The organism is Rhodopseudomonas infernalis, assembly GCF_022271405.1.
GTDB lineage: Bacteria > Pseudomonadota > Alphaproteobacteria > Rhizobiales > Xanthobacteraceae > Rhodopseudomonas > Rhodopseudomonas infernalis.
On the sequence record NZ_JAJNAL010000004.1, the window covers coordinates 42,119 to 57,701 of the forward strand.

The 15,583-nt window shown below is 66.9% G+C and carries 16 protein-coding genes and 1 other RNA gene; 8 read left to right on the forward strand and 9 right to left on the reverse strand.

Annotated elements, in window-relative coordinates:
• Positions 1–62 precede the first annotated feature (62 nt).
• The 3 genes from argB (at position 63) to LPW26_RS04565 (ending at position 2,946) form a co-directional block, all read left to right on the forward strand.
• Positions 63–959: an acetylglutamate kinase gene (gene argB / locus LPW26_RS04555; protein ID WP_238733096.1), complete on the forward strand. Its 897-nt coding sequence runs from the start codon at positions 63–65 to the stop codon at positions 957–959.
• 287 nt (positions 960–1,246) lie between these two features.
• Positions 1,247–2,251: a DUF1036 domain-containing protein gene (locus tag LPW26_RS04560; RefSeq protein WP_406676991.1), complete on the forward strand. Its 1,005-nt coding sequence runs from the start codon at positions 1,247–1,249 to the stop codon at positions 2,249–2,251.
• Positions 2,248–2,946: a pyrimidine 5'-nucleotidase gene (locus LPW26_RS04565; RefSeq protein WP_238733098.1), complete on the forward strand. Its 699-nt coding sequence runs from the start codon at positions 2,248–2,250 to the stop codon at positions 2,944–2,946. Before LPW26_RS04560 ends, LPW26_RS04565 begins: the two co-directional genes overlap by 4 nt.
• Before the next feature lie 72 nt (positions 2,947–3,018).
• Here the strand turns inward: LPW26_RS04565 and LPW26_RS04570 are convergent, their stop codons facing one another.
• Positions 3,019–3,321, reverse strand: coding sequence for a GIY-YIG nuclease family protein (locus LPW26_RS04570; RefSeq protein WP_238733099.1), 303 nt, complete (start codon positions 3,319–3,321; stop codon positions 3,019–3,021).
• Positions 3,322–3,476: 155 nt separating this feature from the next.
• Here LPW26_RS04570 and dapD point away from each other — a divergent pair, with 155 nt between their 5' ends.
• Entirely contained in the window at positions 3,477–4,322 is an 846-nt protein-coding gene (gene dapD, locus LPW26_RS04575) for a 2,3,4,5-tetrahydropyridine-2,6-dicarboxylate N-succinyltransferase (RefSeq protein WP_238733100.1), read from the forward strand.
• 1 nt (position 4,323) lies between these two features.
• Positions 4,324–5,481, forward strand: a complete 1,158-nt coding sequence (dapE, locus tag LPW26_RS04580) for a succinyl-diaminopimelate desuccinylase (RefSeq protein ID WP_238733101.1) — start codon at positions 4,324–4,326, stop codon at positions 5,479–5,481.
• Positions 5,482–5,622: 141 nt separating this feature from the next.
• On the opposite strand, the gene truA is transcribed toward dapE, so the two are convergent.
• The 3 genes from truA to def form a co-directional block, all read right to left on the reverse strand.
• Positions 5,623–6,360, reverse strand: a complete 738-nt coding sequence (gene truA, locus LPW26_RS04585) for a tRNA pseudouridine(38-40) synthase TruA (protein ID WP_238733102.1) — start codon at positions 6,358–6,360, stop codon at positions 5,623–5,625.
• 197 nt (positions 6,361–6,557) lie between these two features.
• Positions 6,558–7,490 carry a methionyl-tRNA formyltransferase gene (fmt, locus tag LPW26_RS04590; protein ID WP_238733103.1) on the reverse strand — a complete coding sequence of 311 codons (933 nt, stop codon included), beginning with the start codon at positions 7,488–7,490 and terminating at the stop codon, positions 6,558–6,560.
• 75 nt (positions 7,491–7,565) lie between these two features.
• The gene (gene def, locus LPW26_RS04595; RefSeq protein ID WP_238733104.1) at positions 7,566–8,093 is read right to left on the reverse strand and encodes a peptide deformylase; all 528 of its coding nucleotides are present in this window, start codon (positions 8,091–8,093) and stop codon (positions 7,566–7,568) included.
• Between the two features lie 149 nt (positions 8,094–8,242).
• On the opposite strand from def, the gene LPW26_RS04600 reads away from it, so the two are divergent.
• Both LPW26_RS04600 and LPW26_RS04605 read left to right on the forward strand, forming a co-directional pair.
• Complete coding sequence (locus LPW26_RS04600) at positions 8,243–9,496, forward strand: DNA recombination protein RmuC (RefSeq protein ID WP_238733105.1); 1,254 nt, start codon at positions 8,243–8,245, stop codon at positions 9,494–9,496.
• A gap of 307 nt (positions 9,497–9,803) precedes the next feature.
• On the forward strand, positions 9,804–11,177 hold the full coding sequence (locus tag LPW26_RS04605) for an AmpG family muropeptide MFS transporter (protein WP_238733106.1): 1,374 nt from the start codon (positions 9,804–9,806) through the stop codon (positions 11,175–11,177).
• Positions 11,178–11,325: 148 nt separating this feature from the next.
• Here the strand turns inward: LPW26_RS04605 and LPW26_RS04610 are convergent, their stop codons facing one another.
• The 5 genes from LPW26_RS04610 to ffs all read right to left on the reverse strand — a co-directional run bounded on the left by LPW26_RS04610 (position 11,326) and on the right by ffs (position 14,934).
• Positions 11,326–11,751 (reverse strand): hypothetical protein, encoded by a 426-nt coding sequence (locus tag LPW26_RS04610; protein ID WP_238733107.1) that lies wholly within the window; start codon positions 11,749–11,751, stop codon positions 11,326–11,328.
• A gap of 20 nt (positions 11,752–11,771) precedes the next feature.
• On the reverse strand, positions 11,772–12,377 hold the full coding sequence (gene recR / locus LPW26_RS04615; protein ID WP_054164718.1) for a recombination mediator RecR: 606 nt from the start codon (positions 12,375–12,377) through the stop codon (positions 11,772–11,774).
• A 100-nt stretch (positions 12,378–12,477) separates the two neighbouring features.
• Positions 12,478–12,798, reverse strand: a complete 321-nt coding sequence (locus LPW26_RS04620; RefSeq protein WP_238733108.1) for a YbaB/EbfC family nucleoid-associated protein — start codon at positions 12,796–12,798, stop codon at positions 12,478–12,480.
• A gap of 31 nt (positions 12,799–12,829) precedes the next feature.
• Positions 12,830–14,677, reverse strand: coding sequence for a DNA polymerase III subunit gamma/tau (locus LPW26_RS04625; protein ID WP_238733109.1), 1,848 nt, complete (start codon positions 14,675–14,677; stop codon positions 12,830–12,832).
• Between the two features lie 160 nt (positions 14,678–14,837).
• An RNA gene (ffs, locus tag LPW26_RS04630) (signal recognition particle sRNA small type) lies at positions 14,838–14,934 on the reverse strand.
• A 231-nt stretch (positions 14,935–15,165) separates the two neighbouring features.
• On the opposite strand from ffs, the gene LPW26_RS04635 reads away from it, so the two are divergent.
• Positions 15,166–15,582, forward strand: coding sequence for an HIT domain-containing protein (locus tag LPW26_RS04635; protein ID WP_238733110.1), 417 nt, complete (start codon positions 15,166–15,168; stop codon positions 15,580–15,582).
• The last annotated feature ends 1 nt before the right edge of the window (position 15,583 follow it).

Below are 15,583 nucleotides of genomic sequence, written 5' to 3' on the forward strand. Positions count from 1 at the left end.
GTTCGTCGCACCGCTCAGTCTCAGAATCATCCCGCCCAGAATCATCCCGAGAGTCCCGTTCAATGACCGACGTGCCCGTCATCAGCCCGCTCGACCAGGCTCGGATCCTGTCCGAGGCGTTGCCGCATATGCAGCGCTACGACGAGGAAACCATCGTGATCAAATACGGCGGCCACGCCATGGGCGCCGAGGAAACCGCCAGGGCATTCGCGCGCGATATCGTGCTGCTCGAACAGACCGCCGTGAACCCGGTTGTGGTGCATGGCGGCGGCCCGCAGATCGCCACCATGCTGAAGCGGCTCGGCATCAAGTCCGAATTCGCCGCCGGCCTGCGCATCACCGACGGCGCCACCATCGAGATCGTCGAGATGGTGCTGGCCGGTTCGATCAACAAGCAGCTGGTCGGCTACATCAACGAGGCCGGCGGCAAGGCGGTCGGCCTGTGCGGCAAGGACGGCAACATGGTCACCGCCACCAAGGCGACAAGGACCATGGTGGATCCGGATTCGCGGATCGAGGAAGTGATCGACCTCGGCTTCGTCGGCGAACCCGAGAAAGTCGACCTGACGCTGCTCAATCAGCTGATCGGCCACGAGCTGATTCCGGTGCTGGCGCCGCTGGCGAGCTCCGGCGACGGCCAGACCTTCAACGTCAACGCCGACACCTTCGCGGGCGCCGTCGCCGGCGCGCTGAAGGCCAAGCGCCTGCTGCTGTTGACCGACGTGCCCGGCGTGCTCGATCAGAACAAGAAGCTGATCCCCGAACTGTCGATCAAGGACGCCCGCAAGCTGATCGCCGACGGCACCATCTCGGGCGGCATGATCCCCAAGGTCGAGACCTGCATCTACGCGCTCGAACAGGGCGTCGAAGGCGTCGTCATCCTCGACGGCAAGGTCCCGCACGCCGTGCTGCTCGAACTGTTCACCAACCAGGGCACCGGCACGCTGATCCACAAGTGATGCGCCGCGGCGCCGCCGAAACAACTTGTATCCGTCATGGCCGGGCTCGTCCCGGCCATCCACGTCTTTGTTCCTGGCTTGCGCTCAAGGCGTGGATGCCCGGAACAAGCCCGGGCATGACGAAGGCGCGTAGTTCGGCTCGTCTGCTAATCGCACAACAGTCTATCCACCACCACAGCCCTTATCCTGAGGAGACTGGCTGCGCCCGAAGGGCGAAGCCAGTCGTCTCGAAGGATGGCCGCGCGGCCGCATGGTTCGAGACGACGCGCTTCGCGCGCCTCCTCACCATGAGGTCGTGCTTGTGGCGGACGCTTTTCGCCGGGGCGTCCGCGCTGATGATCAGCGCAACCGCCGCCCATGCCGATCTCAAGCTCTGCAACCGCATGAGCTACGTGATCGAGGCCGCGATCGGCATCGACGACAAAACCAGCACGGCGACACGCGGCTGGTTCAAGATCGATCCGGCGCAGTGCCGCGTCGTGCTGCAGGGCGCGCTGACGGCCGACCGCGTGATGCTGCATGCGCGCTCGCTCCCGGTCTATGGCGCGTCCCCGGTGCCGCAGAACGGCACCGACCGGCTCTGCGTCGCCTCCGACAATTTCGTCATCGCCGCCGCGCGGCAGTGCCGCAGCGGCCAGACGCTCGCCGGCTTCACCGAGATCAAGCCGACCCAGACCGAAGACGGCACGATGGTGGCGTATCTGGCCGAGGACAGCGAATACGACGACGAACAGGCCAAGCTCGCCGCCATCCAGCGCCTGCTGGTGATCGCCGGCTACGACGCCTCCCCGATCGACGGCGTCGACGGCCCCAAGACGCAGGCCGCGCTCGCGAACTTCCTGCGCAAAAGCGGGCTCAAATCGGACGCCGTCAACGCACCGGATTTCTTCGACACCATCATCAAGGCGCTCGAATCGCCGTCCGCCACCGGGCTGACCTGGTGCAACGACACCAGGAGCCGGGTGATGGCGGCGGTCGCCGAAGACGACGGCAAGACCATCACCAGCCGCGGCTGGTACCGCGTCGAAGCCGGCAAATGCCTGCGCCCCGACCTATCCGCTCAGCCCAAGCGCGTGTTCAGCTTTGCCGAAGCGGTCGACGACAACGCCCGCCCGGTGCTGATCAAGGGCAAGGCCCTGAACTGGGGCGGCGCGACGCTGCTGTGCACGCGCGACAGCAAATTCGAAATCAGCGAGCAGGGCGACTGCTCGGCGCGCGGCCTCAACGCCGTCGGCTTCGCGCCGGTCGATCTGTCCCGCGGCGGCCAGACAATCAGGTTCACCACGCCATGATGCAACTCGGCCAACGCGGCTTCGATCACGTCGAGACCTGGGTATTCGATCTCGACAACACGCTGTACCCGCATCACGTCAATCTGTGGCAACAGGTCGACGTCCGGATCCGCGATTTCGTCGCCGACTGGCTGAAGGTGACGCCGGAAGACGCGTTCAAGATTCAGAAGGACTACTACAAGCGCTACGGCACCACGATGCGCGGCATGATGACCGAGCACGGCGTCAGCGCCGATGATTACCTGGCCTATGTGCATGCGATCGACCACTCGCCGCTGGAGCCGAACCCGGCGATGGGCGAAGCGATCGCGCGGCTGCCCGGCCGCAAGCTGATACTGACCAATGGATCAGTCGCCCACGCCGGCAAGGTGCTGGAGCGGCTCGGCATCGGCCATCACTTCGAAGCGGTGTTCGACATCGTCGCGGCCGAACTGGAGCCGAAGCCCGCGGCCCAGACCTATCACCGCTTCCTGACGCTGCACGGCGTCGATCCCGCCAAAGCCGCCATGTTCGAAGACCTCGCCCGCAACCTCGCGGTGCCGCACCAACTCGGCATGACCACCGTGCTGGTGGTGCCCGATGGCAGCCAGCAAGTGGTCCGCGAAGACTGGGAACTCGAAGGCCGCGACGCCGCGCATGTCGATCACGTCACGGACGATCTGACGGGGTTTCTGGCGAAGCTCGAGGTGCGGTGAGCCGCAGCGTCACCACAAATCCCAAGTCATCGCCCGGCTTGACCGGGCGACCCAGTATCCCAGTGCGTTCGCTTATCCCGTTCGAGCAATCCCCGGATACAGATCATTCCAATCCGGATTTTGCTGTTCGATCAACTGCACCTTCCAGTCGCGCGGCCATTTCTTAAGTCGCTTCTCACGTTGGATAGCGTGCTTAACGTCGTCGAAAATCTCGAAGTAAACCAGCCGGTCAACGCCATAGTCCTTGGTGAAGCCGGGCACTTGTTTCGACTTGTGCTCAGCCACGCGCCTAACCAGGTCATTGGTGACGCCGGTGTAGAGCGTGCCGCCGATGCTGCTGGCCAGGATGTAGACGTAGAACTGCCGCACCGCCATCTCCTACGACCGATGCTCTGCGATACTGGGTCGCCCGATCAAGTCGGGCGATGACGTGGGAGAGTGGGGTGATCGCCTTGACTCCTGACCGGCGAATCCGGACAAAGCGGAAACACCCGCGTTTATTGTCAACGTCTGCCCCCAAGGACCTCCCGATGTCGCTGTCTCATCTCGAATCCACCATCAACACCGCTTTCGACGCGCGCGACACGGTCAGCGCGGCGACCAAGGGTGAGGTTCGGGATGCGGTCGAGCAGGCGCTCGAGTTGCTCGACAAGGGCGAGGCGCGGGTGGCGGAGCGCGAGGCGTCCGGTACCTGGAAAGTCAACCAGTGGCTGAAGAAGGCGGTGCTGTTGTCGTTCCGGCTGAACGATATGAGCACCATCGCGGGCGGCCCCGGCGGCGCCAATTGGTGGGACAAGGTGCCGTCGAAGTTCGAGGGCTGGGGCGAGAACCGTTTCCGTGAAGCCGGCTTCCGCGCCGTGCCGGGCGCGATCGTGCGCCGCTCCGCCTTCATCGCCAAGAACGCCGTGCTGATGCCGTCCTTCGTCAATCTCGGCGCCTATGTGGACGAGGCCACCATGGTCGACACCTGGTCGACGGTCGGCTCCTGCGCGCAGATCGGCAAGCGCGTGCACATCTCCGGCGGCGTCGGCATCGGCGGCGTGCTGGAGCCGCTGCAGGCCGGCCCGGTGATCATCGAGGACGACTGCTTCATCGGCGCCCGCTCGGAAGTCGCCGAGGGCGTGATCGTCCGCAAGGGCGCGGTGCTGGCGATGGGCGTGTTCCTCGGCGCCTCGACCAAGATCGTCGACCGCGAAACCGGCGAAACCTTCATCGGCGAAGTGCCCGAATATGCCGTGCTGGTGCCCGGCACGCTGCCCGGCAAGCCGCTGAAGAACGGCAATCCCGGCCCGGCCACCGCCTGCGCGGTGATCGTCAAGCGCGTCGACGAGCGCACCCGGTCGAAGACCTCGATTAACGAATTGCTGCGAGACTGATGTGACCGCGACCGCGCTCGATATCGCGCAAGCGCTGCTGCGCTGCCCGTCGGTGACGCCGGCAGATGCCGGCGCGCTCGGCGTGCTGGAAGCGCTGCTGACGGACGCCGGCTTCGCCGTGCACCGCGTCACCTTCAGCGAGCCCGGCACCGCCGACATCGACAATCTCTATGCGCGGATCGGCACCACCACCCCGCATCTCTGCTTCGCCGGCCACACCGATGTGGTACCGCCCGGCGAGGACAGCGCGTGGAGCCACGGCGCGTTCTCGGGCGATGTGGCGGATGGCCTGCTGTACGGCCGCGGCGCGGTCGACATGAAGGGCGGCATCGCCTGCGCGGTGGCGGCGACGCTGGACTATCTGGCGGCGAACGGCGGCAACCCCAAAGGTTCGATCTCGTTCCTGATCACCGGCGACGAGGAAGACGTCGCCGTCAACGGCACCGTCAAGCTGCTGCAATGGGCGGCGGAGCGTGGCGAAACCTTCGATCACTGCATCGTCGGCGAGCCGAGCAATGTCGAGACGATCGGCGACACCATCAAGATCGGCCGGCGCGGCTCGCAGTCCGGCGTGCTGATCGTCGATGGTCAGCAGGGCCACGTCGCCTATCCGCATCGCGCATCGAACCCGGTCCCCGATATCGCCGCGCTGATTACTGCGCTGAACGACGAGCCGCTCGACGCCGGCTCGGCGCAATTCCAGCCGTCCAATCTCGAATTCACCTCGGTCGACGTCGGCAATCCGGCCACCAACGTGATCCCGGCGCAGGCCCGCGCCAAGTTCAACATCCGCTTTAACGATCACCACACGCAAGAAACGCTGCGCGCGCTGGTCGAGCAGCGGCTCGCCGCCGCCTGCGGCAACCGCATCCGCGCCCGGATCGACTGGCTGCCGTCGAACGCCGACGTGTTCGTCACCAAGCCCGGCGCCTTCACCGATCTCGTCTCCGCATCGATCGCCGACGCCACCGGCCGCACGCCCGAGTTCAACACCGGCGGCGGCACCTCGGACGCGCGCTTCATCGCCAAGTACTGCCCGGTGGTCGAATTCGGCCTGGTCGGCCAAACCATGCACCAGATCGACGAACGCACCCCGGTGAGCGATCTCGACAAGCTCACCGCGATCTATCGCGGCGTGCTGGAGAGATACTTCAAGTAATCAACACGCCGTCATTCCGGGGCGCTCGCAACGCGAGCGAACCCGGAATCCCGCAGTTGTGGAAACGACAGAATCGCAGAACATCCCGTCATTCCGGGTTCGCGCTACGCGCGCCCCGGAATGACGGGCGCGTGGCTTAGACTAGTAATCCACCTGCACCAGATACAAACCATCCGGCGGCGCCACCGGGCCGCAGGCGGAGCGCTTGCGTGCGGCGAGTGCGGCGGCGAGATCGTCCGCGGTCCAGCGGCCCTCGCCGACCCACACCAGCGATCCGACCATCGAGCGGACCTGGCTGTGCAGATAGGAGCGCGCCGAAGTGATCACGTCGACATTGTCGCCGTTGCGGATCACATCCAGCACGTCGAGCGTCTTGTCCGGCGACAATGCCTGGCACTCGGTGTCGCGGAAGGTGGTGAAGTCGTGCTTGCCGATCAGCACCTGCGCGGCGCGGTGCATCGCGTCGGTGTCGAGCCGCTTCGGCACGCGCCAGACCTTGCCGATCTCCAGCGCGAGATTGGAGCGGCGGTTGACGATGCGATAGCGATAGTGCCGGCGGATCGCCGAGAACCGCGCCTCGAAATCATCCGGCACCAGCTCGGCCGACAGGATCGCGATCGGATGCGGCCGCACATGGGCGTTCAGCGCGTCGCGCAGCTTATCGGCGCGGAACGGTTTTGGAATATCGACATGCGCCACCTGCCCGAGCGCATGCACGCCCGCATCGGTGCGGCCGGCGCCATGCACCCGCACCGCCTCGCCGCAGGTCGCCAGCGCCGCCGCCTCCAGCGCGCCCTGCACCGACGGCAGCGCCGGCTGCAACTGCCAGCCGCAGAACGGCGCGCCGTCATATTCGATGGTGAGTTTGTAGCGGGGCATGGCTTTCTTCTGTTGGCCGCTGAGCAACTCCAACGAACCACGTCATCGCCCGGCTCGACCGGGCGACCCAGTATCGCAGAGCGTCAGTAACAGATCACGAGCGCTCTGGGATACTGGGCCACCCGCTTTCGCGGGTGGTGACGGCTGAGGATGGGGTGGGCGCCCCTGCGACGACGCTTAGCGCACTCGTCCGGTCTTCAACTCACCCGCACGCCCTTCGCCATCGGCGTGCCGCGTAAAAATTCGTCCGCGCTCATCGGCTGCTTGCCGGCGCGCTGCAGTTGCAGCACGCGGATCGCGCCGCCGTCGCAGGCGATGGTGAGCTGATCGTCAATCACCTCGCCCGGCGAACCGGCTCCCTCCGCCAGCGCACAGCGCAGCACCTTGATGCGCACCGCCTCGCCCTCGATCGGCAGTTCGCACCACGCGCCGGGGAACGGCGAGAGGCCGTGGATATGGCGCAGCACGGCGCGGGCCGGTTGCGCGAAGTCGATCCGGGCTTCGGCCTTGTCGATCTTGGCCGCGTAGGTGACGCCGTCCTCGGGCTGTTTGCTGAGCTGCAGCCCGCCGCGCTCCAGCGCCGCCATCGCCCGCACCATCAGGTCGGCGCCGAGCCGCGCGAGTGCGTCGTGGACGTCGGTGACGGTCATCGCGTCGGTGATGGCGATCCGCTCGGCCATCGCGACGTCGCCGGTGTCGAGGCCGGCGTCCATCTTCATCACCATCACGCCGGTTTCGGCATCGCCCGCCATGATGGCGCGGTTGAGCGGCGCGGCGCCGCGCCAGCGCGGCAGCAGCGAGCCGTGCAGGTTGTAGCAACCGAGCGGCGGCGTATCGAGGATCGGCTGCGGCAGGATCATGCCGTAGGCGACCACCACGGCGGCGTCGGCCTCATGGGCGCGGAAATTGGCGAGCGCCTCGTCGGTCCTCAGCGTCTTCGGCGTCAGCACCGGCGCCTGCAGCCGATGCGCGGCGAGCGCGACGGGGCTCTCCTGCAGCTTCATCCCGCGCCCCGCCGGCTTCGGCTCGCGCGTGTAGACCGCCGCGATGTCGTGGCCATGCGCCGCCAGCGCCATCAGCGTCGGCACCGCGAAGTCGGGCGTGCCCATGAAAATCAGGCGAAGCGGCATGGCGTACGATCCCGGACAGGTCTGGCGAGGAGGCTAAGCGGCCGCAACGCGCCCGCCGGTCAGCGGCGCGAACGCTCAGACGTATTTGATGCCGCGCTTGGCGGCCTTCTCGAACTTGCGGACCACCATCGCCTTTTTCAGCTTCGAGATATGGTCGACGAACAGCACGCCGTTGAGGTGGTCGATCTCGTGCTGGATGCAGGTCGCGAACAGGCCGTCGGCGTCCTCTTCCTTCACGTTGCCGTCGAGATCGGTGTAGCGGATCCGCACCGTCTTCGGCCGTTCGACCTCGGCGTAGTATTCGGGGATCGACAGGCAGCCTTCTTCGTAAATGTTCAACTCGGCCGACGAGCCGATCACCTCGGGATTGATGAAGGCGCGCGGCTCGCTGGCGCCGTTGCCCTCCTTGCGGACCAGATCCATCGTGATCAGCCGCACCGGCTCGGCGATCTGGATCGCAGCGAGCCCGATGCCCGGAGCATCGTACATGCTCTCGAACATATCGTCGGCGAGCTTGCGGATCTCGCTCGTCACCTCGGCGACGGGCTTGGAGATTTCACGCAGTCGTTTGTCGGGCAGAATGATGATTTCGCGCAGGGCCATAGCGGCGATTTAAGGCGCAGCGCTGGCCCGGTCAATCCGGGGCGGACCGGAGAAGGTGCCACTTTCGGCCCGGCCGACGCTTAAAACTCTATTCAGTTTAATGTTCTCTCTTCGTTCGCAAAGACGAGTCCTTCTGCTACGGTCGGTCCATGAATGAAGTGCTGTTTGTGCTGGGGGATGCGCCGGTCAGCGTCGGTGCGGCGCTGGTCGGGATGGCGGCGATGGCGCTGCTGGTGCTGCTGGCGATCGTCGCCGTGATCGCGCGCGGGTTGCAGGGCGGCAATGCGGCCACGCTGGCCCAGGCCCGCCGCGCCGCCGACCTGGAGCATCGGCTGTCGGACCTGATCCGCTATCAGAGCGAAGCCAACGGCCGGGTCGACGCGATGGGCCGGGCGCTGGCCGGGCGGCAGGCCGAGCTGGCGCGCGCCGTCAGCGAGCGGCTCGACACCGTCACGCACCGCGTGGGGCAGTCGATGGCGCAATCGACCCGGCACACCATGGAAAGCCTGCAGGCGCTGCACGAGCGGCTCGGCATCATCGACCGCGCCCACGACAACCTCACCGAACTGACCGATCAGGTGACCACGCTGCGCGACGTGCTGGCCAACAAGCAGGCGCGCGGCGCGTTCGGCCAGGCGCGGATGGAGTCGATCGTGCAGGACGGGCTGCCGAAGGGCGGCTACGCGTTCCAGTACACGCTGTCGACCGGCAAGCGGCCCGACTGCGTGGTGCTGCTGCCCGACCAGCGGCCGCTGTGCATCGACGCCAAGTTTCCGCTCGAGGCGGTGACGGCGCTGCGCGAAGCACGCAGTGACGCGGAGAAGAAGGCCGCGGCGCAGCGGCTGCGGGTCGACGTGATGCGGCATGTCGACGACATCGCCGGCAAATATCTGATCCCCGGCGAGACCCAGGACACCGCGCTGATGTTCGTGCCGTCGGAATCCGTCTACGCGGAAATCCACGACGGCTTCGACGATGTCATCCAGAAGGCCTATCGGGCCCGAATCGTGCTGGTGTCGCCGTCGCTGCTGATGCTGGCCATCCAGGTGATGCAGCAGATCCTGAAAGACGCGCGGATGCGCGACGCCGCCGACCAGATCCGCACTGAGGTGCTGCATCTCGGCGACGATCTGGCGCGGCTGCGCGAGCGCGTCACCAAGCTGCAGACGCATTTCGGCCAGGTCAATGACGACGTCCGGCAGATCCTCGTCTCCGCCGACAAGATCGAACGCCGCGCCGCACGGATCGAGGAACTGGATTTCGCGGCGCCCGAAGCCGCCGCGCCGATAGCGTCGGCCGAAGCGCCCGCCTCGGCACCCAGCCACGAGGCGCCGCTGGCACCCGAGCGCACCGAACTGTTCGGCTCCCGCGCCTTCAAGATCGACGAGGTTGCGTCGAGCTGAAACCTCGCCCCAACGACACCGTCATCACCCGCGAATGCGGGTGAGCCAGTATCCCAGAGCGCTGCTTGCTTTACGACGAAGCCGCCCCGGGGATCCTCTTCGCGCCCCAATGCAAGCACGGGTTACTGGGTCGCCCGCCTGCGCGGGCGATGACGGGTGATGGTGCGGTGACGCTTCGGGCAACATCTCCGCGAGCCGCGGCCGCAGCCGCAGCCGTGGACGCACGCAGACGCCAGCGCCGGCGCCGGTGCCGGCCCGGATGGCGGGGTGGAATGACCGGTTGCCCTCGAATCTGCTACGACCCGGTATGACCTCTGCAGAGACCCCGCCCAACCCTTCGGTCGCATCCAGCGACGCGCCCAAGCCGACCTGGCGCGAGGCGTTTGCCGTGTATCTGCAGCCGCGCGTGCTGATCGTGCTGTTTCTCGGCTTCTCGTCGGGGCTGCCGCTGGCGCTGTCGGGTTCGACGCTGCTGGTGTGGATGCGGGAGTCGGGCGTCGATCTCGGCACCATCGGGCTGTTCGCGCTGGTCGGCACGCCCTACACGCTGAAATTCATCTGGGCGCCGCTGGTCGACGCACTGCATGTGCCGCTGCTGTCGCGGCTGTTCGGTCGCCGCCGCGGCTGGCTGGTCGCCACGCAGCTGATGCTGATCGCCGCGATCCTGCTGCTGGCGCTGACCGATCCGGCGCGCGCGCCGGTGTTCGTTGCGCTCGGCGCCCTGCTGGTCGCCGCCGCCTCTGCCACGCAGGACATCGTGGTCGATGCGTTTCGCGTCGAGAGCCTGCCGGAGAACGAGCAGGCCGCCGGCATGGCGTCCTACGTCGCGGCCTATCGGATCGGCATGCTGATCTCGACCGCCGGCGTGCTGTTCCTGGTCAGCGCCTATGAGGGCACCGGGCTCGCACGCTCCACGGCCTGGATGTGGGGCTATGCGACAATGGCCGGCATGGTGCTGATCGGCACCGTGACGGCGCTGCTGGCGACCGAGCCGGAGCAGTCGCGCCTCGCCGAAGCCGCGACCAGCGGCGAGAGTGCCTTTACCCGCGTGGTCCGCGCGGCGGTCGGCGCCTTCTCGGAATTTCTCGGCCGCAAGGATGCGCTGGCGGCGCTCGCCTTCGTGGTGCTGTTCAAATTCACCGACGCATTTTCCGGCACGATGACGGCGCCGTTCGTGATCGACCTCGGCTTCACCCGCAACGACTACGCGGCGATCGTCAAAGGCGTCGGCCTTGCTGCGACGCTGATCGGCGGCTTCGCCGGCGGCTATCTGGCACGGCGCTATTCGCTGGTGACGAGTCTGTGGATCGGCGCGGTGCTGCAGGCGGTGTCGAATCTCGCGTTCGCCTGGCTGGCGACGGTCGGCGTCAACCAATGGGCGCTGGCGCTGGCGATTTCAGTCGAGAATTTCACCGGCGCGATCGGCACCGTGATCTTCGTCGCGTATCTGTCGGCGCTGTGCCAGAATCCGCTGCACACCGCGACCCAATATGCGCTGCTGACGGCGCTGTCGGCGGTCGGGCGGACTTATTTGTCGGCCGGCGCCGGCTACGTGGCGCAGGCGACCGGCTGGCCGCTGTTCTTCATGATCAGCGTCGCAGTGGCGGCGCCGAGCCTGGTGCTACTCGCCTGGCTGCAACGCCGCGGGCATTTTGCTGGGTTGGGGCCGGTGAGGGTTTAAGCAAGACGCTTTCCGCACGTCATTGCGAGCCAACGGGTCGGCGCTTCGCGCCGCCCGATGACAGGCTCCGCGAAGCAATCCAGAGGCAGTGCGCGGAGCTGGATTGCTTCGTCGCTTCGCTCCTCGCAATGACGGCGTGAGGGCCCGCTTAGTTCGCCAGGCTCCACTTGGTGACCACGGCCTCGCTGTATTGCCCGGCCTCTTCGGCGCAGGCGACGGCTTCGACCTTCAGCGACACCTGCTTGCCGAGATGCGATTTGAGCTGCGCCGCCTGGCTGTCGCTGGCGGGCACGATCTGGAAGGTCTCGGGACCGTTCTCGAGATTGCACAGGCCGGCCGGCGGCGGCAGGCGGCGCGGTTCGCTGACCAGCTGATACACCGGCCCCTTCTTGCCCTTGCCCCTGGCTTTCGAGCGCATCGCGGTGAGTTCGCCGCTGAGCAGGCCGCCGACCTTCATGGCGGTCGGCTTCGGCAGCGCCGCCTGACTGTCGGTGCCCTGCGCCGCCGCGGGAGAAACAGTGAGGCAAGCAAGCGCGGCGAGAATCAGCGAGGGCTTGAGCAGTCGGTCGATCATCGGGTCCACTTCCACATCGTTCAGAACAAGGTCCGCTGCCGCATCGCGGCCGACAGCGTGCCTTCGTCGAGATAGTCGAGTTCGCCGCCGACCGGCACGCCATGGGCGAGCCGCGTCACTTTCACGTTGGCGTCCTGCAGGAGATCGGTGACGTAATGTGCTGTGGTCTGGCCGTCGACCGTGGCATTGAGCGCCAGAATGATCTCGCTGACCGCGGGATCATGGGCGCGCGCCACCAGCGCATCGATGGTCAGATCGTCGGGGCCGACGCCGTCGAGGGGGGACAGCGTCGCGCCGAGCACGTGGTACCGACCGTTCGTGGCAGAAGCGCGTTCGAGCGCCCACAGATCCGCGACGTCGGCCACCACCACGATGATCGACGGGTCGCGCCGCGGATCGGTGCACACCGTGCAGGGATTTTGCGTGTCGATGTTGCCGCAGGTCTTGCACACCTGGATCTTGTCGATCGCGACCTGCAGCGCGGCGGCGAGCGGCCCCATCAGCGCGTCACGCTTCTTGATCAGATGCAGCGCGGCACGCCGCGCCGAGCGCGGGCCCAATCCGGGCAGCCGCGCCAGCAACTGGATCAGACGTTCGATCTCGGGGCCAGCGACCGCAATCGCCATCGGGACGGCACCATTCGTGGTGTTGAATCAGAACGTCGGCAGGCGCGGTGCGCGGCTGCCGATCGGCGACGTGGGATTGCGAATCGATATCGCAGAAAGACTAACCCAGACCGAGCCCGGGCGGCAGGCCGAGGCCGCCGGTCAGCGACTTCATCTTCTCCTGCATGGCGGCTTCCGCCTTGCGGTGGGCGTCGCTGAGGGCGGCGACGATCAGATCTTCAAGCACTTCACCTTCGTCGGGCTTGAGCAGCGACGGATCGATCGAAATCCCGCGCACTTCCATCTTGGCGGTCATCCGCACCTTGACCAGCCCGCCGCCGGACAGCCCCTCGACCTCGATCTGGTCGAGTTCGTCCTGCATCGCCTTCATCTTCGACTGCAGTTGCGCGGCCTGCTTCATCATGCCGAGGAAATCAGCCATGATCGGGTTCCTTCTTGAGAGAGCTTGAAAACTAAAAGTCGTCGTCTTCGTCGGCCGGCTCGACGGCGCCTTCGATAGCAGCATCGTCCGCAGCCGGCTCGGCGGCGAGCCGCCGCACCTCCATCACCTTGGCGCCGGGAAAGCGCGCCAGCACTTCCTGGACCCTGGGATCGTTCTCGGCGACGCGTTCGCGCTCGTTCTTGATCGCCTCGTTCTGCGAGCGCAGCGTCGGCTGGCCCGGCTCGTTCGACACGATCACGGTCCAGCGCCGGCCGGTCCATTGCTCGAGCTTGCGCCCGAGGTCGCTGACCAGCGCGCGCGAGGCCGTGCGCTCCAGCGCCAGTTCGAGCCGGCCGTCCTCGATCCGCACCAGACGCACGTCGGCTTCGAGCGCCATCCGGGTCATCACGTCGCGTCGCTCGGAAGCGAGCGCGACGAGTTGCGGAAAGCTGGTGATCTTCAGCACCGCGGCGTCGGGCTGCGCGGCAGTGAGCGCGCTCGGCTGCGGCCGCGCCATCGATGGCTGGCTCATGGTCGCGCCGCCACGCGACGACATCGCGACCGGCGCCGAATAACTCGGCGTGGCGGAGGTCATGGCAGAGGGCGCCGCGGACGGTGCACCGCGCGGGGCACTGCCGCCGGACGGCAGTGAACCGCCGCCGCCCTGCTCGATCATCCGGATCGCTTCGTCCGGCGTCGGCAGATCGGCCGCATAGGCGATCCGCACCAGCACCATCTCGGCGGCCGCGGCGGGACGCGTCGCGCCCTGCACCTCGGCGATGCCCTTCAGCAACATCTGCCACATCCGCGACAGCACCCGCATCGACAGCTTGGTGGCGAACTCGCGGCCGCGCATCCGCTCGGTCTCGCCGAACGCCACATTGTCGGCGATCGCCGGCACGATCTTCACGCGGGTGACGAAATTGACGAATTCAGCCAGATCGCTGAGCACCACCACCGGATCGGCACCGGTGTCGTATTGATCGCGGAATTCGGCGAAGGCGGCCGCGATATCGCCGCGCGCCAGCGCGTCGAACAGCTCGATCACGCGGGTGCGGTCGGCAAGGCCGAGCATCTGCCGGACCTGATCGGCGCGAACAAGCCCCGCCGCATGGGCGATCGCCTGGTCGAACAGCGACAGCGAATCGCGCACCGAGCCTTCGGCCGCGCGGGCGATGATGCCGAGCGCCTCGGGCTCGACCTCGACGCCTTCCTTCTGGGCGATATTGCCGAGATGCGTCATCAGCACGTCGGCCTCGACGCGGCGCAAATCGAAGCGCTGGCAGCGCGACAGCACCGTCACCGGCACCTTGCGGATCTCGGTGGTGGCGAACACGAATTTGGCGTGCTCCGGCGGCTCCTCCAGCGTCTTCAGGAAGGCGTTGAACGCCGCCGTCGACAGCATGTGGACTTCGTCGATGATGTAGACCTTGTAGCGCGCGGAGGCCGGCGCGTAGCGCACGCTGTCGTTGATCTGGCGGACATCGTCGACGCCGGTGTGCGAGGCGGCGTCCATTTCCAGCACGTCCATGTGCCGGCTTTCCATGATCGCCTTGCAGTGCACGCCATGCACCGGCATGTGGATGGTCGGCCCCTTCACCGAGCCGTCCGGCATCTCGTAATTCAGCGCGCGCGCCAGGATACGGGCGGTCGTCGTCTTGCCGACGCCGCGGACGCCGGTGAGGATCCAGGCCTGCGGAATTCGCCCGGTGTCGAACGCGTTGGAAACGGTGCGCACCACCGCTTCCTGGCCGATCAGATCCTCGAAGCTGTTGGGACGATATTTACGCGCCAGCACCCGATAGGCGCCGGCCGGAGCGGCTGCTTCGGTGGCGGCCGGAGACGTCGGGGTGTCGGCGGGAACGCCAGAATCGCTCATCGATCAGTCCGCAATGCTGTGCGTGTCGGGGCCGGATTGCGGAACGCAGCGGGGTGATGGCGGGGCAGGTTCATGCGGCTGACCGGATCACCCCACGCAGACCCGGCTTCCGCCGGGGAAACACCACCTTCGGACGGCCGGCGCGCGGCCGAAAAAACAGGTAGGAGACTGACGAGCGACCCGATCCGGACCTCGTTAGGGCTGCTTCCTTCCGGACCTGACCCGGTTGGCGAGTGGCTCGTCCACCGCCAATCTCCCGGTCCCTATTTGGAGCCAAACCCGACCGAATGCAAGCCGCCCCGGCCGGCTTTGGACCTTCGGCTAAGCCGGGGCAGAAACGACCGGACCGGCGCGCAGCCGGCATGCGCCAGACGACGCTCCCGGCGCGTCCCGCCGCTTCCGCCGCCGCGGCGGGCTTGATATGGATGCGTCCGGACGCGCCCCACCGCACGCAAGAGCCCGCCCATAACGGGCCGATGGAACCCTCAATGTCTTCCGACTGGTCGCTGAGCTCGCAGCTCGAAAAAGACACCGTCAACATCGGCGATCTGCCGCTGAGCCGCGTCCTGGTGATCAAGGACGCGCACTATCCGTGGCTGCTGCTGGTGCCGCGCCGCGCCGGCGCGATCGAGATCATCGATCTCGACGAGGTCGAGCAGGCGCAGCTGATGACCGAGATCTCCCGGGTCGGCCGAGCCCTCAAGGAGATCACCAAATGCGACAAGCTGAACATCGCGGCGCTCGGCAACATGGTGCCGCAGCTCCACGTCCACATCATCGCGCGGCGCTCCAGCGACCCCGCCTGGCCGCGCCCGGTGTGGGGCGTGATGCCGCCGCTGCCGCACGATCCGGAAGAAGTGCAGCAATTCATCAGCGCGCTCCGGCGCAAGATCTGGCTGGGGTGAA